The sequence below is a fragment of the Microcoleus sp. AT8-B5 genome, from assembly GCF_036705565.1.
Taxonomy (GTDB): domain Bacteria; phylum Cyanobacteriota; class Cyanobacteriia; order Cyanobacteriales; family Microcoleaceae; genus Microcoleus.
Window position 1 is genome coordinate 101,451 of record NZ_JAUBUY010000021.1, and the last position, 22,838, is coordinate 124,288.

General features: G+C 46.0%; 12 protein-coding genes and 1 tRNA gene. 5 read left to right on the plus strand and 8 right to left on the minus strand.

What is annotated here, in order from left to right; translation table 11 throughout:
• Positions 1 to 85: 85 nt before the first annotated feature.
• Together QUB39_RS16235 and QUB39_RS16240 are read right to left on the minus strand one after the other, a co-directional pair.
• Positions 86 to 2,218 carry a phosphodiester glycosidase family protein gene (locus QUB39_RS16235; RefSeq protein ID WP_333397350.1) on the minus strand — a complete coding sequence of 711 codons (2,133 nt, stop codon included), beginning with the start codon at positions 2,216 to 2,218 and terminating at the stop codon, positions 86 to 88.
• 115 nt (positions 2,219 to 2,333) lie between these two features.
• On the minus strand, positions 2,334 to 7,826 hold the full coding sequence (locus QUB39_RS16240; protein WP_333485102.1) for an AAA family ATPase: 5,493 nt from the start codon (positions 7,824 to 7,826) through the stop codon (positions 2,334 to 2,336).
• A 1,338-nt stretch (positions 7,827 to 9,164) separates the two neighbouring features.
• Between QUB39_RS16240 and QUB39_RS16245 the strand changes: the two genes are divergently transcribed.
• On the plus strand, positions 9,165 to 13,892 hold the full coding sequence (locus QUB39_RS16245; protein WP_333212252.1) for a glutamate synthase-related protein: 4,728 nt from the start codon (positions 9,165 to 9,167) through the stop codon (positions 13,890 to 13,892).
• A 224-nt stretch (positions 13,893 to 14,116) separates the two neighbouring features.
• Here the strand turns inward: QUB39_RS16245 and QUB39_RS16250 are convergent, their stop codons facing one another.
• The 5 genes from QUB39_RS16250 to QUB39_RS16270 form a co-directional block, all read right to left on the minus strand.
• Entirely contained in the window at positions 14,117 to 14,536 is a 420-nt protein-coding gene (locus QUB39_RS16250; protein WP_333212254.1) for a type II toxin-antitoxin system VapC family toxin, read from the minus strand.
• Positions 14,533 to 14,802, minus strand: a complete 270-nt coding sequence (locus tag QUB39_RS16255) for a type II toxin-antitoxin system VapB family antitoxin (RefSeq protein ID WP_333212256.1) — start codon at positions 14,800 to 14,802, stop codon at positions 14,533 to 14,535. The genes QUB39_RS16250 and QUB39_RS16255 overlap by 4 nt, the downstream gene beginning before the upstream one ends.
• A 99-nt stretch (positions 14,803 to 14,901) precedes the next feature.
• Positions 14,902 to 18,282, minus strand: a complete 3,381-nt coding sequence (locus tag QUB39_RS16260) for an Eco57I restriction-modification methylase domain-containing protein (RefSeq protein WP_333212258.1) — start codon at positions 18,280 to 18,282, stop codon at positions 14,902 to 14,904.
• A 54-nt stretch (positions 18,283 to 18,336) separates the two neighbouring features.
• Positions 18,337 to 18,924 (minus strand): Uma2 family endonuclease, encoded by a 588-nt coding sequence (locus QUB39_RS16265; RefSeq protein ID WP_333212260.1) that lies wholly within the window; start codon positions 18,922 to 18,924, stop codon positions 18,337 to 18,339.
• A gap of 53 nt (positions 18,925 to 18,977) precedes the next feature.
• Complete coding sequence (locus QUB39_RS16270) at positions 18,978 to 19,127, minus strand: hypothetical protein (protein WP_333212026.1); 150 nt, start codon at positions 19,125 to 19,127, stop codon at positions 18,978 to 18,980.
• A gap of 201 nt (positions 19,128 to 19,328) precedes the next feature.
• Between QUB39_RS16270 and QUB39_RS16275 the strand changes: the two genes are divergently transcribed.
• The 3 genes from QUB39_RS16275 (at position 19,329) to gcvT (ending at position 21,103) form a co-directional block, all read left to right on the plus strand.
• Positions 19,329 to 19,532, plus strand: a complete 204-nt coding sequence (locus QUB39_RS16275) for a hypothetical protein (RefSeq protein WP_333058474.1) — start codon at positions 19,329 to 19,331, stop codon at positions 19,530 to 19,532.
• A gap of 153 nt (positions 19,533 to 19,685) precedes the next feature.
• Positions 19,686 to 19,758, plus strand: a tRNA-Ala gene (locus tag QUB39_RS16280).
• Between the two features lie 193 nt (positions 19,759 to 19,951).
• Positions 19,952 to 21,103 carry a glycine cleavage system aminomethyltransferase GcvT gene (gene gcvT / locus QUB39_RS16285; RefSeq protein WP_333212263.1) on the plus strand — a complete coding sequence of 384 codons (1,152 nt, stop codon included), beginning with the start codon at positions 19,952 to 19,954 and terminating at the stop codon, positions 21,101 to 21,103.
• 188 nt (positions 21,104 to 21,291) lie between these two features.
• On the opposite strand, the gene QUB39_RS16290 is transcribed toward gcvT, so the two are convergent.
• The gene (locus tag QUB39_RS16290; protein WP_333212264.1) at positions 21,292 to 22,116 is read right to left on the minus strand and encodes an alpha/beta hydrolase; all 825 of its coding nucleotides are present in this window, start codon (positions 22,114 to 22,116) and stop codon (positions 21,292 to 21,294) included.
• A gap of 59 nt (positions 22,117 to 22,175) precedes the next feature.
• Here QUB39_RS16290 and gcvH point away from each other — a divergent pair, with 59 nt between their 5' ends.
• Positions 22,176 to 22,565, plus strand: a complete 390-nt coding sequence (gene gcvH / locus QUB39_RS16295; protein ID WP_333058470.1) for a glycine cleavage system protein GcvH — start codon at positions 22,176 to 22,178, stop codon at positions 22,563 to 22,565.
• Positions 22,566 to 22,838: the final 273 nt, after the last annotated feature.

The window sequence follows — 22,838 nt, forward strand, 5'->3', positions numbered from 1 at the left end:
AGGTATGTAGTTGCGTTTAAGCGCTCTTAATATCTATGAAAGAGCGCTCTCTTGGCAACTATGTGCCTCAAAAATCTTTAACTACTTATGGTTGAATGAAAATACCGATCGCATTATGAACTCTCGCAGCAGTTGACGGAGGTCGATCGAGCAAACTACCTCCCAAATACAAACCCGTCGAACTTCCCCCATCCAAATTTAAAGCATCCACAGCACCCATTTGCTGCAAAATCTGCGCCAGTTCTGCGAAATTTGGCCCCGCCCCGCCCGCGCGATTGTGCACCGCTACAATCAGCAAATTCCCCGCAGCATTTCGCCCGATCGCACTTCTAATTGCTGTCTGTCTAACAAACGCATCGCTAAACCCTTCCGCCTTAGCATCCAGCACAACTTGACTGTTTTGTACCAACACCGGGCCGCCGCCGATAATGTAAGGAAAACGGTTGAAATCAGCAGGAAAAGTGTTAGTTTCCAAACGCAATAAAGTGCCGATAGAAAGTTCAGATGCCGGGAACAAATCGGCACGCAAAGCCAAAATATAACCGTTAGCTGGAATGGGAAAAGTTGTTGTTCCCGGCGCACCTCCGGGGGATTGGCTGACAACTCTATCGCCAGCAACTGTCACAACTATTTCATTGCCAGACAACGGAGTATAAGTTGTTCCCCAATCAGAATTGTAGCGACCGATTCCCGGTTGTACGTAGGCACTATTGAGATGAGAAACAGGCAAAAGTTGATTGGCCGGAGTCATCACAGTTTCTTGCAAAGTTAAACGATCGATCGCAAATTCTCCCCGATCGTTCCACGCGATCGCCCCCCGGTTCAATATCGGCCCGGAAAGCCATTTATTGTCGCGCCGAATTGCCCCTAAAGCTAAGCGATTAATTCGATTAAAAAACCCTGCATTAATCGCCGCAGCAGCACCGGAAACTTCGGCTGTTTCCAATAAAGGTGCAGTGCCTCGATCGGCAGGCGGATTGCTGAGAATTGGTCGAATTTTCACACCCGCTTGACGCGGATTAACTTCTAACCAAACTACCGGAAAACGATCGGTTCCTAAATTCTGATACTGCTGCCGCCACTGCACACCGGGCGCCCAAACGATGTTTTTTTCTACTAGCGAATCTGGCCGAATGTCGATAACTAATCGATTGGGATTTCCCAGGCCCAAAACTTGCGGCCGCCAACCTAAAGGAATCTTCACTTTGACTTTGGTTCGATCTCCGTCAGGTTCGACTTTTAGTGATAGCAATTGTTGGCTGGTTTGAAAAGTTTCCTGAAGTAACGCCGGATCGACTTTGGCATCGATCGCGATCGACCATTCTTGACCGGCGATCGGCGCTGCGGGCGTTATTGGCAGCGGGAGAGCGGGTTTGGTCGGGTCGTCTGGTGTTTCGAGGTTTGGCGCTGCGCGGAGGTTTGGCAGTGGGATAGCGGGCTTTGTGGGGTCGTCCGGGGGGTTGGGTGTGGGTGTCGGCGACGGGATTGGTTTATTGACAAAGTTGACTTGCCAAGGGGCGGGTCGATCGATATCTACTACAATGCGATCGCCCGATTCTATTTCTGCTTGCCGAATTCCGGTAACACTTGCAGTTTGAGAAGTAATTTTTAGAATATTCCCATCAGCAGATATCTCCCAGCCCGCAAGTCTAGCAAAATCGGTAACATCTAAGTAACGATACGGGCCTGTTGCCCAGGTTGCTAAGCTTTGATCACCGGTTAAAGATACCGAAAACCACTGCACAGGTTGTTTGGTACTGTCGGCGCTGCTAAGCAAATCCACTCCCGCACCTTGCATCAATCCAACATCAGCAATCCAAGTTCGGAAATTCGCAGAAGTGCTGTTTGCCGGCTGCTGAGTCCAACTTAGGGGGAGAATGCGGCCGTTTAGAGACACTTGGCGGCCTTGTTTGATTCTGGAATCTGGCGGTAGAGATTGAGCCAAAAACCTATATTCCGACAGGGAATGAATTCCCTGTCTCATAGCTGAAGTCCTCTCAAGAGGACTATCTGTCAATATTTCAGTCGGTTTTAACCGACTTTCGCTATCAGCCAGGGAATGAATTCCCTGGCGGGATCTCGAAGCATGAATCAACCCAGCCTTTTCCCCCTCTTGTGCTCTTGCGGGTTGATTCCAGACTAAAGACGGGACGATCGCCATTACGGGTAAAATCGAGACTAACAATATTAGACGCCAATAGAAAAAATTACGTTTCACAGCTTACCACTCACAATTTCACTTCTAAACACATGGGGATTTAGAAACCCGGAAAATCCGTATGTCTCTTCTTACTCAACGGCACTAATTGCCCTCAAGCCTTACTACAAAAGGCTCACACCGGAATAGAAATCACAAACTCCGAACCCTCCCCCAAAGAAGAATTCACGAGTAACGTACCTCCATGTTTTTCCACCACAATTTGATGGGCGATCGACAATCCTAATCCCGTTCCTTGACCCACAGGCTTGGTTGTGAATAAGTGGTTAAAGATATTTTCTTGGACTTCCTTCGACATCCCCACTCCATTATCCTTAATCCGAATCAAAACCTGATTGTTGTCTTCGCTCAGAGCAGTTTGAACCGTGATTTGATTAGGTATGGCTTTAATTTCACTAAAACTGCGCCCCTTATTTGACTCCTCCAGAGCATCAATGGCATTAGCCAGTATATTCATAAATACCTGGTTTAACTGTCCGGGAAAGCATTTCACTAGAGGCAATTTACCATACTCTCTCACAACTTCAATGGCAGGGCGGAACTCGCTGGCTTTTAAACGGTGCTTGAGAATTAGCAGAGTGCTCTCTAGTCCATCGTGAATATTGAAAGAAACTGGTCGATCGCTATCAGCCCTGGAAAACGTTCTCAGACTCGTACTGATATTGCGGATGCGCTCGACTCCCTCCTTCATCGAGCCAATCAATTTTGGCAAATCTTCTCGCAAATACTCCAAGTCCATATCCTCTATTTCGGCTTCAATTTCCCCTCCCGGATTGGGAAATTTTTCTTGATACAAATCAATCAAATTGAATAAATCCCCCACGTAGTCTTGAGCAGGTTGCAAGTTGCCGGCGATAAAGCCTACGGGATTGTTAATTTCGTGGGCTACCCCTGCGACTAAATTTCCCAAAGCAGACATCTTTTCACCCTGTACCAATTGCAACTGCATCTGTTTGAGATTCTGAATAGACTGCTCCAGTTTTTGGGCATAATCCTGAGATTGTTGATAAAGCTGTTGAGATTGCTGATACAAGCGGGCGTTTTCCAGCGAGATGGCAGCTTGGGAGCAGAGGATGTTGAGGAGGGCGACGCGATCGCCAGTGAATGCCCCCGTCGTCAGATTATTTTCCAAATACAGAATTGCCATCATTTTGCCTTGATGGATAATCGGAGTACATAGGATGCTCTTAGGTTGGTGCTGCTGGATATAGGGGTCAGAACTAAATATTAATTCAGTCTTGACATCATCGAAAACTAGGGTTTTATTGCTACGTTTAACGTAATTAATCACAGTCTGGGGAATAGATTCGCTCTCCTCAATCCCAATAGTTTCTTGCAGAAGACAGCCTTGGCGATCGCTACAGTGGACGGCGATAGTCCAGTTGTCGTCTTCTTTTAAAATTAATACTCCTGTTTGAGCGCCTGCATTCTGAATCGCCACTTCCATCAGGGTAGTGAGCAATTGTTCCAGCTTAATTTCGCTAGACAAAGCTTGATAAGCTTTGATAACAGTTGGTAAATCTATGACTGTGGTACTCGTACTGCCAGCAATTGTTTGGCGATGAATAGAAATCAATGAAGTCTCATGGGAGGTAGTACCTTTCTCCAATGAACGAGCGTTTTCCTGTTTGAATATAGGAGCCAGAAGTTCGGGATAGCGTTGTTCTAGAGCGTCGATTTTTGCTTTCGCTCCCCAACGAGCATAAGCATAGTAAGCATCTATTAAATATACCTGGGCAACTTTTTCTTTCCCCCATGCCAGGTAGAATTTAGCAGCCAATTCATTCGCCAGAGCTTCTTCGTTGAGATAATCGTTTTCTTTAGCCAGAAAAATGGCGCGATCGTATGCCTCCATCGCCTGCACATTCTCACCCAGCACTCGGAACAGTTCGGCTTCCACTAGGTAACATTTGTGCGAAAAATTCATGGGGGCGTGATGTGCCCATTTATGAAGGATTTCCTGGTTGCTTCTCACTTTTTGCAGATGTTCTTGTTTCTCTTGGGATGAACCCACATCGCTACAAACTCCCAGCCGTGCTAGAGAGTCATAAAAATAGAATATCGGCACATTAAGCATACCCATAACCGCGTCTAAATACTGTTCGGCTTGCCGAGCATTTTCTAAAGCTTGCTCGGTTTCTCCAAACAGGTAACACACAAGCAATTTATGGAAATAAAAATAGTGGAGTCCGTTGCGATCGTTTGCTTGGATGTGAAAGGGGAGCATTGTTTCTTCATTGTAAGCATTTCCCACAAATTGACAGGGATTTTCCGATCGCCCCAGCAGATTTAATAAAGCCTGATGAACGATTTTAGTATAATTTAAAGCTGCTTCTTGTTTAAATTGAACCAGCGCATTGCAGTAAGTCGCCACCTCCTGTTCGAGTCCCGCAATTTCCCGACCGATTAAATATGAATATTGAGAGATTTCTTTGGCAGAATATCCTAATTCTAGCTCTCCTGTTTCCAGTCCTCTGGCGTAACCCTCTTTTAAAAGAGGGATGGTTTCTTTAACATGATGTTTACCATGTATGATGTGAACGCCGACTGTATAATATACTTTAGTTTTGAGATAATTAGCATTAAATAAATCTACAATATTTAACGCTAGTTTTCCAAATTCAAACCCTGTTTCAATGTCTTGAACTACACCGCTTAATACCAATCCATACAAGCCGTAAGCAAAAGCAGATAAGGGCGCATTGCCATAACTAACCGACAAATTAACCATTTCGACAATAACCAGTGGCAGGAGAAGTGGAGCCGTGATGTAGGCTGGAGAAACTAAACCTGATAAAATTCGCAAGGCTGCTTGTTTTTGGAGATTTTCCATTTCTGGCAAATCAATAAAGTCGGCAATTTTTTTGCCAGCAAAAAGTGATGCGGTTTGTCCTAGTCCCTGCTGAATATCTGCCGGAGTTGGATTTTTTGGGAAGCAAATTCCCAAGAGTTTGAGAACTGCTAAGCCCATTTCAACGGCTTGTTGAGGTTTGACTTGCGCCGTACAAGCAGAAAGCTCGATTTCATAAACTTTGACCTTATCCAGCAGCGTTTTGGCATTGTGCAGGACTAAAGCTGCTAATTCCTCCATTTCCTGAAAATCATAGCTCAGGTATGCGGTTTCGGCCGCTAATACGTGCAGTTCCAGGGCTGTTTCATAGTGAGTGTGCCAGCTATCGGGAGCTAGGATTTGCCTGCCAAAACTTAAATATTTGCGTGCTGCAGCATAAGCAGTAGAATTCTTCGCCTTGCGTCCAGCGATTAAATTCAACTCAGCCAGTTGGTAACGCTCTGTTGGTTCGGTAATTAAATCAACACCATAATTCAACTGGTTGACTATATTAAAAATTTTCTCTTCTCTTTCTGTTGTTGGAGTATTAATCAACAAAAGTTGACCAATATTGAGGTGAGTGGATTGTTTCTGGGATTCTGGAATCAAAACGTAAGCTGCTTGCTGTACGCGATCGTGCAAAAATTTGTAATAACAGGAGTCGGGATTCTGGAACCACGAGTCAGAAGTATTGCTTTCTTCTTCTGAATTCTGATTTGTGAATTCAAACTCCTCTGAACTGAAAAATTTATAAACTTCAGTTAGTGGCAGAATCAACCCTGCTTGCAAAGCTGGCCACAAGTTGGCTGCCGTATCTGAAGAAGATTTTTCACACACTACCGCCAGCGTTGCCAAATCGAATTCGTTGCCAATGCAGGCCGCTAACTTTAAAACTTCTTGCGTCTGGATCGGCAACTTTTGCAATTGAATCGCCATGAACTCGACAACATCATCTGTCAGAGCTAAGGTTCGCACTGTGGCGATATCGCACTGCCAATACCGCTCGTCAAAATTAAAGGTAATTAGCCCATCTTCATGCAAAGATTTGAGAAATTGTGTGCTGAAAAATGGATTGCCTTGGGTTTTTTGATCGACCAGTTCTGTTAAGGGCATGGCCAACGCTCTAGAACAAACTAAAGTATCGGCAATCAAACAATTTAAATTGAAACAATCGAGTGGCGCGAGAGTAATAGTGTTGACTGTGGCTCCGGTTTGTTGAATGTCGGATAATGTCAGCATTAAAGGGTGCACGGGACTGACTTCGTTATCTCGATATGCTCCTATTAAAAAGAGATAGTGCCGATCGCGATCGCTCGTCAAAAGTTGAATCAAGTTTAATGAGGCTGAGTCTGCCCATTGCAAGTCGTCTAAGAAGATGACGAGGGGATGTTCTTTGGTTGTGAACAGTTGAATGAACTTCTCTAATAAGCGATTGAAGCGATTTTGGGCAGCACTGCCCGAAAGCTCTGGTGCGGGTGGTTGCTCTCCGATAATCCGTTCTAGTTCAGGAATTACCTCAACGATTACCTGAGCATTCTCGCCCAATGCTGTCATAATTTGAGTCTTCCACTGTTCAACTTTAGCGTCGGTTTCACTCAACAATTGACCCATTAAATCGCGAAAAGCTTGTACAAAAGCTGAGAATGGTTGGCTGCGTCCAAATTGGTCGAATTTGCCTTTGATGAAGTAGCCTCTCGCTGCGACAATCGGTTTGTGAACTTCGTTGACGACGGCGGTTTTGCCAATACCTGAGAAGCCAGCCACCAGCATCATTTCCGCGCTTCCTGCACTTACGCGATCGAAGGCTGCCAGTAGGGAGAATACTTCGTTCTCTCTACCATATAATTTTTCGGGAATGATGAAGCGATCGCACAAATCTCGCTGCCCTAGCTTAAAAGAGGCGATTTCTCCAGTTTCTTGCCACTGGTACAAACAAGTTTCCAAATCAAACTTGAGTCCGATCGCACTTTGATACCTATCTTCAGCATTCTTCGCCATCAGTTTGCTAACAATTTCAGACAGCACCAATGGAACGCTTTTGTTGAGGTGATGGAGTGGGATAGGCTGCTTGGCAAGGTGACAGTGTACTAACTCTATCGGATCTTCGCTTTGGAAAGGCAACTGTCTCGTCAGCAGTTCGTAGAATGTAACTCCCAGAGAGTAGAAATCCGTGCGGTAATCAATGCCTCGGTTCATTCGCCCAGTTTGTTCGGGAGATATGTAAGGTAAAGTGCCTTCGAGGAGGTTGGGATTTTGAATTTCTTGGGTTTGGCGCGGCAACAGGGAAGCGATGCTGAAGTCAATCAGCTTAACTTGTTTGCTGACAGGGTTAATTAAAATATTGGCAGGTTTGAGGTCTTTATGGATGACGTGGTGGCGATAAAGTCCGTCAAGCGAGTTGGCAATTTGAATGGCAATGGGAAGAAACTCGTTAATAGGCAACCCTTCCAGAGGTTCCTTGCTGGCGAACACTAGACTAGCGAGGTAGCTATTTAAGGAAATTCCGCCAAAGTCTTCCATCACCAGAGCATAGTGGTTATGGTATGTCTCCAGGCTGTATGCCTTGACAGTGCCGGGGATCTCTAAGTTTTTAGTAATGACAAACTGATTGCGGAAGTGAACGAGTTCGTGGAAGCGGGGAAAGTCATTTCGCAGCAGTTTGATCACTACGGGCTGCCGATCGGCAGACCGACGGGCACGATAAACTAGAGTTCGATTGCCTGCGTATATTTGCTCGTTAATCTGATATCCTCGCAAAATATTTGTTATACTAGCCATACCTACCTATTCCTACTGCTTCTGTCAAGCCTGAAGCTTTTTAGAGTTACTATCTAATATTTTCGCTCTATCGGCCGTGCTATTGATTAACTATATTTAGTTTAATCTACTTTGTAGCTCAAATTATGAAAATGCAATTTTTAAAACAAGACTTAATATTTGAGGTAATAAATGTTGATAAGGGATTTGATACTAAGTAGAAAATCAAGGATGCTAACGCTGATTGAATGACAGCAGTTCATTATTGAAGAGGAAGGTAAGACGCTAAGGAATGAGAATTAAATAACTTCCACTCTTGAAAGTGGGATGGGCTCTTATAGCCCGTCATGAGTGGACGGGCTATAAGAGCCCATCCCACAATAACAATTAAAATTGTAAGTTATTTAATTCGAGATCCTAATTAATAGAATGAAAAATATATAGCCATTCTCAGTAACATGATGTGCACGCTTGATCGGCGAGCCTTTGCCTCCGTGGGCATAGAGTCTAAGGCATACATCGCCAAGATTGAGAACTGTTGTAGTGAAAAAATCCTGGCCTAGCTAAGTCAATTAACGAGGAGTTTTGGTATTAATTCCGACACGGTTGCGGTTATAAAATCTGCATCATCAAATCGCCTCAACGAATCAAGAATCAAGCGCGTCTGTAGACCATAAAGTGTCAAAAAAGTTTGTGGGTAAAAAAATACAAAATAGGCTTAGGGAAAATTGTCAACCTTTTTGGGCTAGGCATCTTAGCCAGGGTTCTGAACATCCCTGACAAGACTTGCACCCCAACTCTGAGTGTAATGGGTGAAATTTTATCAATTTTTTGATAAACTTGATGTTCGCGGCTTGAGAGTTGACTTCACAATAAGACAGGTTTCACCAGTTGTGAACCGCGCTGCTACATTGCACCTACCGACTTAGCGGGCAGGTGGCTTTTGTGTCTGCGGGCGCTGACGAAAGCAACTCAACAGCGCAGCAAGCAAAATTACGCTAAAGTTACTATCTACCTGTGTTCGCAAGGCTACCCTTCCGAACTCAGGAAAAACCCACACAAAAAACTAGATCGCCTGCAATGTATATAGTTGCAGGGCGGCGATTTCCCAAAGAATCACAGCTTTTTAACAGCAAGGTATTCTAGGAGACATCTCCGAGGCGATGCGAGCGAGATAATTTGAAATCTGCCAACAGGGTTTTAGTGCTAAGTACAGGCAGCATCGACGTAAATTTTTATCCAATCAGCTTCCAATGTGCTGTTTTAAAGTTTACTAGGCTCCCACCGCTCGGCAGCCTTCTCTCTCCGAGCTATAAAAACACATCAACCACACAATCACGGAAATAACATTCAATCAACATGGGTAACACGATCGATCCAAACAGAAACGTGCATCAAACAGAGCGAGGAACTCCATTCGCCGGCCAAAGCTGGTTAGTGGAAGAAAGAGATGCCTGCGGTGTGGGGTTTATTGCCAACCAAAGCGGCGAAGCTACGCACTCGATTATTGAAAAAGCGCTGCCAGCTTTAACTTGTCTGGAACATCGCGGCGGTTGCAGCGCTGACTCAGATTCCGGCGACGGTGCGGGTTTGATGACCGCGATTCCTTGGGAATTGCTGGATACTTGGTTCGCCGAACAGGGAATTGTGCCTCCCGCACGGGAAAACTGTGGCGTGGGAATGCTGTTTCTGTCTCAAGATAAATTTCAAGCGACTATAGCGCGGCAGGTGGTTGAGCAAGTTCTGACCGATCGCGGGCTGAAACTTTTGGGATGGCGCCAAGTTCCCATTGTACCATCGGTTTTGGGCGAGCAAGCGCTAGAAAATCAACCTCAAATCGAACAAGTAATTGTCAGTTCACCGCACGCTTCCGGAGACGAACTCGACAAACATCTATTTTTGGCGCGCCGCACCATCGGACACGCGCTGTCAAATCGCCCCAACTTCACCCGCCGAGACTTTTATACTTGCTCTTTTTCCTGCCGCACGATCGTCTATAAAGGCATGGTGCGATCGGCCGTACTGGCAGAATTTTACCCAGACCTAAAAAATCCCGCTTATAAAAGCTCCTTTGCCGTCTATCACCGGCGCTTCAGCACCAACACCATGCCCCGGTGGCACTTAGCCCAGCCGATGCGCTTGCTGGGACACAACGGCGAAATTAACACGCTGTTGGGCAATATTACCTGGATGAAGGCGCGGCAAGCCAATTTATCTCACCCGAATTGGACTCAAGCTGATATCGACACGTTCAACCCAATTGTCAATCCCGAAAGCAGCGATTCGGCCAACTTGGACAACGTGATGGAATTGTTGGTGCACTCCGGCCGCACCCCCCTAGAATCCCTGACAATTCTGGTACCCGAAGCCTACAAAAATCAGCCGGATTTGGCTCCCTACCCAGAAATTGTCGATTTTTACGAGTATTACAGTGGCATTCAAGAACCTTGGGACGGCCCCGCACTGCTCGTGTTCAGCGACGGCAAACAAGTAGGTGCTACGCTCGATCGCAACGGTTTGCGGCCGGCCCGCTACTGCATTACTAAAGACGGTTTGGTAATTGTCGCTTCCGAAGCCGGAGTTGTCGATATTCCCGAAGCAGATATTGTCGAAAAAGGCCGTTTGGGGCCCGGACAAATGATTGCAGTTGACCTGCAAACTAAGGAAATTCTCAAAAATTGGCAACTAAAACAGCGAATTGCTAAGCGGCACCCCTACGGCGAATGGCTGAAACAAAACCGCGAAATCTTGCAACCGCAGCCTTTTGCCGAAACAGCAACCCTCGACTCGCAAACGCTGTTAGCAACCCAAACTGCTTTTGGCTACACAGCCGAAGATTTGGACATGGTAATCGTCGAGATGGCGAGTTCTGGAAAAGAACCGACTTTCTGCATGGGCGACGACGCTCCCTTAGCTGTATTGTCAGAAAAGCCTCAGTTGCTGTACAACTATTTCAAACAGCGGTTCGCTCAAGTCACAAATCCGCCGATCGACCCCCTGCGCGAGGGGATGGTCATGTCCCTGACGATGAATGTGGGCCTGCGGGGCAATTTACTGCAAGCAATCCCGGAAAATGCCAAGCTGCTAAAAATTGATTCCCCCGTACTCAACGACGCTGAACTATCTTTCTTGAAAGACCAAAAGTCTTTCACCGCAACCGAATTGTCAACGCTTTACAAAATTTCTGCCGGGCCTTCTGGTTTGAAAACAGCAGTCGAGCAACTTTGTCAAGAGGCGGCTGAAGCGGTGCGCGAGGGTTCGAGAATTCTGATTTTGAGCGATCGACCATCGAAGGAAGAAGGCGAATCTTCTGTGGGATTGAGTGCTGAATGTACTTATATTCCGCCCTTCCTGGCAGTTGGCGCGGTTCACCACCACTTAATTAGCGTCGGGCTGCGGATGCAAACTTCGCTAGTTGTCGATACCGCCCAATGTTGGAGCACTCACCACTTCGCTTGTTTGATGGGTTACGGGGCGGTGGCTGTTTGCCCTTACCTGGCCTTGGAAAGCGTGCGCGCCTGGTGGTCTGACGCCAAGACTCAAAATTTGATGCAGCACGGCAAAGTTCCCAATATTACCGTGACACAAGCTCAAGCTAGATACCGCACAGCGGTGGAAAACGGCTTGCTGAAGATTATGTCGAAAATGGGGATTTCGCTGCTGTCTAGCTATCAGGGGGCGCAAATCTTTGAGGCGATCGGCATTGGCGGTGATTTGCTAGATTTGGGTTTCAAAGGCACTGTTTCCCGCATCGGCGGTTTGAGTGTGGCGGAACTCGCTAACGAGGTAATGTCTTTCCACAGTCAGGCTTTCCCAGAATTGCACCTCAAAAAGCTGGAAAATTACGGCTTTGTGCAGTACCGCCGGGGTGGTGAATATCACATGAACAGCCCGGAAATGGCGAAGGCTTTGCACAAGGCTGTGACTACTTTTAAGGCTCAAACTAACGGTAACGGCAATGGGACCGAACCAAAAATGAGACCCATGGGTCTCAAAAATTCGGAAACGGCTTACGATCATTACGAGGTTTACAAGCAACAGCTTGAAAACCGCCCGGTAACGGCTTTGCGCGATTTGCTGGATTTCCAGAGCGATCGCCCTTCCATTCCCATCGAAGACGTAGAATCTGTAGCAGATATTGTCAAGCGGTTCGCCACCGGCGGTATGTCCCTCGGCGCCTTGTCCCCGGAAGCCCACGAAACTCTCGCGATTGCGATGAACCGCATCGGCGGCAAATCGAACTCCGGCGAAGGGGGCGAAGATCCGGTGCGCTACAAAGTGCTAAACGATGTGAGCGAGGCCGGTTTCTCACAAACGCTACCTCACTTAAAAGGTTTGCAGAACGGCGATACAGCTTCTTCATCCATCAAACAGGTAGCTTCCGGGCGTTTCGGGGTGACTCCTGAGTACCTGATGAACGCCCAACAAATCGAAATTAAAATCGCACAAGGTGCGAAACCGGGTGAAGGCGGTCAATTGCCGGGGGCGAAAGTGAGCGAGTACATTGCTTATTTGCGCCGATCGAAACCGGGTGTGACGCTGATTTCGCCTCCTCCTCACCACGATATTTATTCGATCGAGGATTTGGCACAGTTGATTTTTGACTTGCACCAAATCAATCCGAAAGCAGGAGTTTCGGTGAAGTTGGTGTCGGAAGTTGGCATCGGGACTGTAGCCGCTGGTGTCGCCAAGGCAAATGCTGATGTGATTCAAATTTCCGGTCACGATGGCGGCACCGGTGCTTCGCCACTGAGTTCGATTAAGCACGCAGGTTCTCCGTGGGAACTCGGATTGACAGAAGTTCACCGGGTGCTAATGGAAAATAAATTGCGCGATCGAGTTTTGCTCCGCGTTGACGGTGGCTTTAAAAGCGGCTGGGACGTGATTGTAGGCGCTTTGATGGGCGGCGAAGAGTACGGTTTCGGCACGGTGGCAATGATTGCAGAAGGCTGCATTATGGCTCGCGTTTGCCACATGAATAGTTGTCCCGTGGGTGTGACAACTCAACAAGAACACTTGCGGAAACGGTTCCCCGGAACGCCGGAACACGTTGTTAATTTCTTCTATTTCGTAGCACAAGAAGTGCGGAGTTTGCTGGCGAAATTGGGTTATAAGTCGATCGCAGATATCATCGGCCGCGCGGATTTGCTGAAAATGCGCGAGGGGGTGCAACTAACTAAAACCCAAGCGATTAATTTGGATTGTTTGACTAAGTTACCGGATACTAAGAGCGATCGATCTTTCTTGATCCACGGCGACGTACACACCAACGGGCCTGTGTTAGACGATGATTTGCTGGCGGATGCTGAGATTCAAAGTGCGATCGCCAATCACGGCACTGTTAGCAAGAGTGTCAACTTGGTGAATACCGATCGCACTGTAGGCGCAAGAATCAGTGGTGCGATCGCACAGCAACACGGCAACACCGGCTTTAGCGGTCAAATCACCCTCAACTTCACTGGTAGCGCGGGCCAAAGCTTCGGCGCGTTCAATTTGCCAGGGATGACGCTGGTACTGTCAGGCCAAGCCAACGACTACGTTGGTAAAGGGATGCACGGCGGCGAAATCGCGATCGCACCGCCGGCTGGTGCGACTTATGATGCTTCCGAAAATGCGATCGTCGGTAACACTTGTTTGTACGGTGCGACGGGCGGAACTCTGTTGGCTGCGGGCAAAGCTGGCGAAAGGTTTGCGGTGCGTAACTCGATGGCGAAAGCAGTCATTGAAGGTGCGGGCGATCACTGCTGCGAGTACATGACGGGCGGCGCGATCGTCGTGTTAGGAAAAGTCGGCCGCAACGTCGGCGCTGGAATGACGGGCGGCTTGGCTTATTTCCTCGATGAAGATGGGACTTTCCCGGCTCACGTCAACGGGGAGATTGTGAAGATGCAGCGCGTTTGTACGGCGGCTGGGGAGGCGCAATTGAAGGAGTTGATTGAGGCTCAGCGCGATCGAACCGGCAGCAAGAAAGCTGAGAAGATTTTAGCAAATTGGTCGGAATATTTGCCTAAGTTCTGGCAAGTTGTGCCGCCAAGTGAAGCGAATTCGCCGGAGGCTTCGGAACAAAAGATTGCTGTGGAAGTTTAATTTTTCAGTTGATTAAATAGATGAGGGGCGACGCGAGTTGCCTCTTTTTTCATCTTCATATCAAATCCCTTGGTATCGAAATTTTTCATCTCTCTCTTCTCTTCCTCAGCGTCCTCTGCGCTCTCTGCGGTTTAATCATTCCTTTGATTTTATGCCCAAATGCTTCACCCTGCCCCAAGGAGAAGTTCATACCACAAAGGATGCTTAATAAGCAGGAATGAAGTTTAAGAAAACCAGTTTTCGATCACCAAATCTTGAAAGTTTGCATAATCAGCAACATTTCGTGTCACCAGAATCAGATTATTGACTTTAGCGATCGCTGCAATTTGCCCATCAGCATAAGACGGTGTAAGACCCATCGGAATAAGTCGGGCTCGTTCTTTAGCGAACCACTCAGCCGCTTCTTGGGTATAAGGTAAAATTGGTAATTTTACTTTCACTTCTTCCTGAAGATAGGCTTCGATCGCGCGGCGGCGCTTAGAGTCTGGCATTCGATAGCAGCCTAGCAGAACTTCTTGCCAAACGATCGAGGCGATCGCAACAGTGGATTTTGCCTCAATTAGTTGAGTCATCACATTGGCATTTGGAAGAGGACGAAGAGGTTCGGAGATAATATTGGTATCGAGTAAATAACGCAGCGTCATTCAAAGATGACCTCGCGGCCTACAAAAGTTCGATCGCGAATATCTCCCCAAATTTCATCAGGATTTAAACCCAGTTCATGCAGTTGATATTTTTCACGAAATGCACTGAGAGATTCTCCAAAGCTCAGTTCGAGATTCTGTGGCTGTTTGCGGCGTTGAATGTATTCGCGCAAGGCGATTTCAACTAAGGTTTCGATCGCAATTTCTCGTTCCAGTTCGATCGCCTCTTGCAGCAGTGCCGTATCCACATTTAGGTTCGTCACCATTGGCTTTCCTCTTTTAATCGTTGTTTTATTATAAATGCAATCAATCCAAAACTGTTCTAGACTTTCTCAAAGGTTGACAATCTAAAATATAACATTCTATCAAATCAGTCTGGCGATCGGCATTCGCGGAGGTGCTGTTTTCCACATCAAATCTATTTCTTCCGGTGTCAATCCATAAGCTTGATTAACTAAATCGGATAAACGGTGTTCGAGTCTCAACGCCTCAGCTTTGCGAGATTGAATGGCCGGTGCATATTCATTATAAGTTTCGCGGACTGCTTTTAGTCCAGCAACGCCGAGAGGATCGGATGATTTAGTTTTCGGCATTCGCTTTCTGATTTCTGCTACAAACTCGGCAAAGGAAAGGGCAGAAAAATCTTCGAGTTTTTGTCCTAGTTTATCAATTAAATAAGTGATTTCCAGCCAGTGCAAGACATCTCGGTGAGTTTGTTGATTAGTTTTGGCAATTTCAATTAAACGGCTGACAATTAATTCGACTTCGGCACGAATTGAGTCAGTTGGTGGTGCGATGGGTAAAGTTTCTACCTGTTCTCTAAACATTCGGAGTGTGTCATTGATTCCTTTTTGCAAAATGTGGTGACAAATCCACCAAGTTATTGGCGAACACAGCCACCCAAGCATATAAAGATTTCCTGTTGGCCATAGATAGCAAGTATTCACTGGGTATACCTCTTGATCGAGGATGCAAAACCAAGAATAAGTAGCCAAATCTTGAGTGATAATTTTTGGTTCTTGAAAAATGTTATAGTAGGCACACGATCGCAGTTCCCACCAGTAACGCCCTTGATCGGAACGCTTAGACAGTTTTTCTTGCATCGGCTTCATATACTTATATACCGATGGAAATGTTTGTGCAAATATTTCCTCTGCTTGATCGTTTGCTTTACTCCACGGCCATACACTATCGCTGCTAGACTTCAGCAAAATAATCCAAAGATTTGCCCACTCTGGACTCCAGCGTTTAATATCTTGACCTCGTAAATAAGGCTTGATGATTTCAGCGGATTTAGGGTCTGCTTGAACCAGACTATTTTTAGTAGCTTCATCAATCAAAAAAGCTTCGTTAAATCCTGTTTTTATGCCATATAAAGGCTTAACCCCTGCAAAATCTTTTAGCGGAAAACCCACTCGTTGAATTTTCTGCATCAACTCATCAACAGCCGGAGGTTCCAGACTCCAAGCATTCGCAGTGAAACGATTTCGCGAAATTTGATAACCGTGTTGTTGAACGTATTGTGTAAGGTTGATATTAGCAATATCTTCGCGCGGAACCGGACAAACAATCACAGGCGAATTAGGTTCAGATTTACCTGGCTCAATCTCGCTTTCAGTTTCAGAGATACATAGAGAAGCGTTAGGTTTTCTGACTGCGACAATACAGGGAAAAGTATCAGCCTCCTCAAAAATTGGCGCGTGTCCGAAATCAATAATTTGCTCTAGTAAACCTTGACTGGCAAAGAACTTGCGTAGAGGTTCGCCGTATCCAGACCTCAGCCATTTATTTGTGACAATATACGAAAGCACTCCCCCCGGTTTGAGAATCTTTAATCCGAGTTCATAAAAGTAAGTATAAAGGTCTGCTACGCCGTTATAGGATTCATAATTTGCTTGCAAGTATGGTTTAATTGGAGATAGCAACTCCTGCCGCACGTAAGGCGGATTGCCAAGGACAACATCAAAACCGCCATCAGCAAAAATCTGGGGAAATTCAGCTTGCCAATCAAACGCTGTATCTGCTACATTACTGTCAGCGACGAGCGAGTTTCCCGCTTTAATATTATCATCCAAATACGTCAGGGTTTTACCAGGTTCGGCAGTCTTCAACCACAGAGAAAGTTTGGTAATTTCCGCCGATTCCGGCAGCAAATCTACGCCGTACAGGTTGTTGCTTAAAATGCTTCTGTCAAATTCCAGCGAGTTGCCGTCTTTTGGCTTACAGCCCAAAGCATTCAATTCGCGATCGACTCTTTCGTACTGCTGCATCAAATAATCAAAAGCCGCAATCAAAAAAGCACCCGAACCGCACGCCGGATCGATGACGCGCGTTTTTTGCAGCACTTCGTCTCGATACGCTTTCCAAAACTTAATTGCAGTTTTCTTTGGTGGCTGAACCGACTCTTCAGCAACTTCGCCCATTAGGAATAAATCGCGCAATTCTTGCTCTCGCCGCTGCAAATAGCCACCGAGAGAAACCTCGACAATATATTGAGTAATATAAGCAGGCGTGTAAAACACACCTTGAGTTTTCCGCTTGCCTTTTTTCTGATTGTATTCCTGTCCGGCAGTTTCAGCATTTAATTCTTCCAAATCTGTAACAGACTGCTCGAAAATATGCCCCAAAATATCAACAGAAACTTCGGTATCAAAATCAAATCTGGTCAGCTTATTAAGCAGACTGCATAAGGGATTTGGCACAGTCAATTGTGCGTCTAAAACCGGATCGAATTTAAATAAACCGCCGTTGTATCCCGGTACAGGAGGGTCATCATTTCCCACATCAACCCAGCGAAATACAGATTGATAATTTTCCCAAATTGATCTAGGATTGTATTGGTCTTTGTGGTCGTGAGCGTTGCTGAGGGTGTTTCGCGGCAGCAACCCTTTATCTTCACAAAAAGCAATGAATAAAACGCGGTCTAAAGTTTTTTGAGCTTTTTCGATAAGTACGCGATCGCGGTTGGGGATATCCTGCGGCCCAGTAAAGCGAAAATGTTTGACGAGAGCGAGTCGAATTGCTTTGTACTCTTGATATAATTTATTGGTAATTTCCTCTTGAGCTTCGTCAGAGTCTTTTAACAGTCTGTCAATAACAGAAACTGTTTGAGCTTGGTTTTGAGGCAAAAAATTGCGGCGACACAGCAGAAAGTAAAACCGCTTAAAAGCTGCAATATCCGCCAAATCAGTTAGAAAAAATTGTTCGTAATAAGCAGGAGTTTTATTGGTATGATAAAGTCGCAACTCTCGATAATTCGAGACAATAATCCAGCGACAATCCGGTGTATAATTAGCGTAGCGCCAACCTTGGTCAACTGCTGACTCGGCTCGACCGGATGCAGTACGGTCTAAATCATTTTTTGCTCCTTTTAGTTCAATGGGAGCAATAACTTTTCCTTGTAATTTAACTTTGCCTTTAGGATTGCCAGCAGCAGTAAAAAAGCCGATCGCCCCGTCAGCAGAACCGCCGCCATCAGATATCGTTTGTTCCGCGTTAATTTCCCAAGCTTTCCCCGCACCTTGAATTACCGAGCAATATCCCAAAATATCCTGAAAAATATCATTAATAAAACTGCCGTGCAGCGAAACTTCTTTAACTTCGTCTAACGTACCCATTTTAAGTGCAGCAATCCACGTTCCCAATTTTTGGCGGCGCACTTCCATATCTTGCGGAAAGCTAAAAGCACGCAAAGCAGTGTTGAGTGTTTTGCTGTGAAAAAGGGCGCGAGTAGAGCGATTTGTCATAAAGTTGAAAAGGCGATCGAGTTAATTTTACAGCAAAAAAGCGGTTGTGAAATCCTAACTAGCGGGAGTCGTTTCAAATCTAATCCCTTCATAAATTTCGCCCAATTGAATTTGAAACGGCAGCGAAGTCAAAGCCAGCACTGCATCTGCCGATTCGTATTCACTTAAAAGCCACTTATTTTCCGAAATCTTGACAAACTGCTCCACATAAAATTTATACTGATCGATTAAAATATATTCTCGAAACTCAGGAATCGAGCGATAATAATCAAACTTATCCCCTTGGTCGTAATTTTTCGTACTTTTTGACAAAACTTCAACAATCATCAAAGGATTAATTATTGTATCTGTGCGATCGTCTAAAAGCACTGGTTCGCCTTGAACCACCATCACATCTGGATAAGTATAGAGATGATAGCGCGGTATCGACAACCGTAAGTCACCGATAAAAGCCTTATAGTTTTGCCCCCGGAGCGCAAATTTTAAATGTGCATAAAAATTGCCCGCAATATCATTATGATTTGGAGTACCACCAGTCATAGGAACTATCTCGCCATCAATATATTCACTTTTAGACTCGGCCACTTCCTCTAGTGCCAAATATTCCTCTGGCGAGTAGAGTTTTTGAGTTTGGGTTAACATAGTTTATATCCTCAACAGCCGTGCATTTTGTTTTAATTAAAAGTACACCTATTTTACCAAATTTGAATCGGGTCAGGGTGCGATCGCACTGCTATCAAATCAGTTATAGTCCAAGGTCGATCCTCTTCGTTGGCGTAGCCCCCGTAGGGGCGGGCTTCGCTAACGCACCCTACCCCCTCAAAAAAGCGTGAGCGTTCGCTCAAGAGTCAAAAGCGCCACATCTAAAGCTGAGCTAGCTCTCATTTACTTTGCATATTGTAATTATTAAGAAAAGCTATCATTTTTTCTCACTAGCTTTCCGCTGCTCCCTCCGGGTTTTACAGCAAAAGTTAAATACAGGTGAGCCGATCTGCACGAAGTGAAAAGTTTTGTTACAATAGGTAAGCTGTTACAAATCGTAACTTATGCTGGTTCCTATTTTAATAATTGACGTTGCCCTCGTTGCCTGGTCTTTGCACTTAATGCAAGAGGCGATCGCGCAACGGGAATTTTCACTAATGCTAGCCGGCACCCTAGTTGCGGTATCAGCCGCCGCCCTGCTAGTCGTCTACTTCCTCATGGGGTCTTGTTTGAGCCATTTGAGCGAAATATCCCAACACACTTACTAAATGATAGTAGGCGATTGACCATTGTCCAGAAGCGAGGAGAGTTTGGTGGAAAAAAAGCCGAAAGCCTTGCCAGCCGAAGGCTCAAAACTAATTTCCCCAAAAAGCTTGACAAATATTGGTCAGTTAAGGCATGATTGAGAGCGCGAAAAGAAAGGGGAATTAGCTCAGTTGGTAGAGCACTACAATGGCATTGTAGGGGTCAGCGGTTCGAGCCCGCTATTCTCCATAAACATTAGAGTAGGGATACAGCACTGCCGTATCCTAATTTGTACCTAAACAGTACCAGCGCGTGCTTAAATTCGATCGCAACTTGTACCTAAACAGCATTGCGGTGTCCTTAAATTCGATCGCCCTACACACCGCGACAACCAATTTTCCCGTAAAATCAAAACAGTCTACCCGCAACCAAAGCGCTACCAGTGGCAAAGTCAACTGAACCCAACAATCCAGAGAGTCCGAGCCAACTTGCCCGCACGCCTCTGTACGACCTATCATTAGAACTCAAAGCCCGAATGGTGCCCTTTTCCGGGTGGGAGATGGCAGTACAGTACGCAGGCATCAGCAGCGAACACCAAGCAGTACGCCAGCAAGCAGGAATGTTCGACATTTCCCACATGGGAAAATTTGGTTTGAGAGGGAAACAATTAATAGAAAAATTTCAACCCCTAGTACCCTCAGACTTGAGCCGCTTGCAACCCGGTCAAGCTCAATATACAGTCTTGCTAAATGCCCAAGGCTGCATCTTAGACGATATTATTTTCTACTGCCAAGAACCAGACCCCATCACTAGCGAAGAACGTGCAGTAATCATTGTCAACGCCGCCACTCGCATCGCAGACAAAGCCTGGATAACCACTCACTTAGAATTGAGCGAACTGTGTTTTACAGACCTTTCAGAAGATAAAGTTTTAATTGCAATTCAAGGGCCGGAAGCTGTTAACTATCTCCTGCCTTTTGTAGAAGAAAACCTCGCACCAATTAAGGCATTCGGCCACTTAGAAACAAATCTGTTGGGACAGCCGAGTTTTATCGCCAGAACTGGTTACACCGGCGAAGATGGGTTTGAAATCATGGTGGATGCCGAAGTAGGAAAAGAACTTTGGCAAAAACTGTTAACTGCTGGCGTTGTACCCTGCGGATTGGGTGCGAGAGATACCTTGCGTTTAGAAGCAGCAATGGCTCTTTACGGTCAAGATATCGACGACAATATCACACCTTTAGAGGCTGGATTGGGTTGGGTAGTTCACCTCGACACCAAAGGCGATTTTATTGGGCGGGAAGTTTTGGAACAGCAGAAAGCGAGTGGAGTATCAAAGCGGTTGGTAGGGTTAGAAATGCAGGGGCGGCACATTGCGCGCCACGGCTATCCGGTAATATTTGAAGGCGAAACAGTAGGAGAAGTTACTAGCGGTACATTATCGCCTACATTGAATCGGCCAGTAGCCCTCGCATTTGTTCCCGCAAAATTAGCTAAAATCGGTCAGCAATTAGAAGTCGAAATTCGCGGGAAAAACTATCCGGCTAGTGTGGTGAAAAAACCCTTTTATAAATCGCAAAACCGCCCCAGTTAGATTAAGTAGGTAAGCCTTAATTCAGGACTTACCTCCTGGGCCCAGAAACCGGGTTTTTTTACGAAAATAGTTCGTTGTAGACCGCAGATTCGGTAAAAAACCCGGTTTCTTTAGTAGGAGTGCGTCGAGGACTGATTGAGTTCTTGTGGAACGGGCTTCTAGCCCGTTGCTCATCTTGGTCAAGAAGACTAATCTACTAGCTTAGCAAATTGTCGCAAAGTTGCAGCATAGCGATCGCCCGCCACATCCATCAAATCATTATGACCGGCCCCATCAACCCAAAAATTCAATTTCGGCTCGTTGGCGGTGGCAAACAACTGCTCTCCATGCCAAAAATGCACCACCTCATCAGCCTTACCATGAATCACCAAAACAGGCGATCGAACTTTGCCAATCTTATCAATATTCACAAACTTGTCAAAGGGTAAAAGCGGAATCCGCGTCAACACCCGAAAAGCCGAAACAAAGGAACTTTCAACCACCAAACCGCCGACTTTTTGCCGCGAAGCCAAATCAATTGCCGGCCCACCCCCCACAGAACGCCCGTAAAGAATAACTTGCTTTGCAGGTACTCCCAACTGTTGGGTTAAATAATTGTAAGCAGCCTCAATATCACGATAAGTATTATACTCAGAAGGATTTCCCTGACTCGTGCCGTAACCTTGATAATCATAGGCAAACACAGCAAAGCCACTATCTCGAATCTCTCTGAGTACCCACAAAATCCCCTCCAAGTCTTCCGCATTTCCGTGACTGTAAAGTATGGTATATTTAGCTTGCGGGTTAGGAAAATGAACAGCAGAAATTTTCACGCCATTAGCTGAGCTAACTTTGATAACTTCCCTGTTCTCACTCTGACTAGATGGGGGAGGTTGAAAAATTAGCCGTTCTGAAAAAAAGAAACCGTAAAAACATAGAAATGCGTAAATAAAAATTATAGAGCGCATCAGTCTTTTGACAGAAAATTCTCCAAAAAGCAAGCGTTTAATATTTTTTTTGTTCCACTTAGTCATCAATAGATGCCCATAGTTCACTAAGATTTACTTGATACTTTTTTATTGCGAGAAAAGACATGGCACTAACATACCCCGATGACTTGAAATACCTAGACACCCACGAATACATCCGACTCGAAGGCGAAATTGCCACCATCGGCATTAGTGCCTTTGCAGTTGACCAACTCGGCGATATCGTGTTTCTAGATTTGCCAGAAGTCGGTGCAGGGTTGGAAAAGGGCGAAGCTTTCGGTACAGTCGAGTCAGTGAAAGCCGTTGAAGACTTGAAAGCACCAGTTACCGGTATAGTCGTAGAACGCAATGATGACATTATAGAGTCTCCCGAAAATTTGGCCGAAGACCCCTATGGCGCTGGGTGGCTGCTGAAAGTGCGCGTTGACAATCCCAGCGAAGCAGACGACGCTTTCTCGGCCCCGGAGTATCGCAAAATGGTGGAAGGGGAATAGGGCATAGGGCATAGGGCATGGGGCATAGGGCATAGGGCATAGGGCATAGGGCTCGTTGATAATTCCACAATCCGCCAGGGGTTGAAACCCACGGGGCTAATAGCACAAGTCGTCTAAAGACGACTGAAATACCAAGCAGTTGGGCGAGGAGTTCCGATAAGTGCAGCTTAATCTACAGTCGTCTTCAGACGACTTTAGCTATGAGACAGGGGTTTCAACCCCTGTCGGACTGTCGGACTGTCGGACTGTCGGACTGTCGGACTGTCGGACTGT

Excerpts from the sequence above, each read along its gene's own strand:
- QUB39_RS16240 (WP_333485102.1), bottom strand. The coding sequence starts at position 7,826 with ATGGCTAGTATAACAAATATTTTGCGAGGATATCAGATTAACGAGCAA.
- QUB39_RS16245 (WP_333212252.1), top strand. The coding sequence starts at position 9,165 with ATGGGTAACACGATCGATCCAAACAGAAACGTGCATCAAACAGAGCGA.
- QUB39_RS16250 (WP_333212254.1), bottom strand. The coding sequence starts at position 14,536 with ATGACGCTGCGTTATTTACTCGATACCAATATTATCTCCGAACCTCTT.
- QUB39_RS16255 (WP_333212256.1), bottom strand. The coding sequence starts at position 14,802 with ATGGTGACGAACCTAAATGTGGATACGGCACTGCTGCAAGAGGCGATC.
- QUB39_RS16260 (WP_333212258.1), bottom strand. The coding sequence starts at position 18,282 with ATGACAAATCGCTCTACTCGCGCCCTTTTTCACAGCAAAACACTCAAC.
- QUB39_RS16265 (WP_333212260.1), bottom strand. The coding sequence starts at position 18,924 with ATGTTAACCCAAACTCAAAAACTCTACTCGCCAGAGGAATATTTGGCA.
- QUB39_RS16275 (WP_333058474.1), top strand. The coding sequence starts at position 19,329 with ATGCTGGTTCCTATTTTAATAATTGACGTTGCCCTCGTTGCCTGGTCT.
- QUB39_RS16290 (WP_333212264.1), bottom strand. The coding sequence starts at position 22,116 with ATGACTAAGTGGAACAAAAAAAATATTAAACGCTTGCTTTTTGGAGAA.
- gcvH (WP_333058470.1), top strand. The coding sequence starts at position 22,176 with ATGGCACTAACATACCCCGATGACTTGAAATACCTAGACACCCACGAA.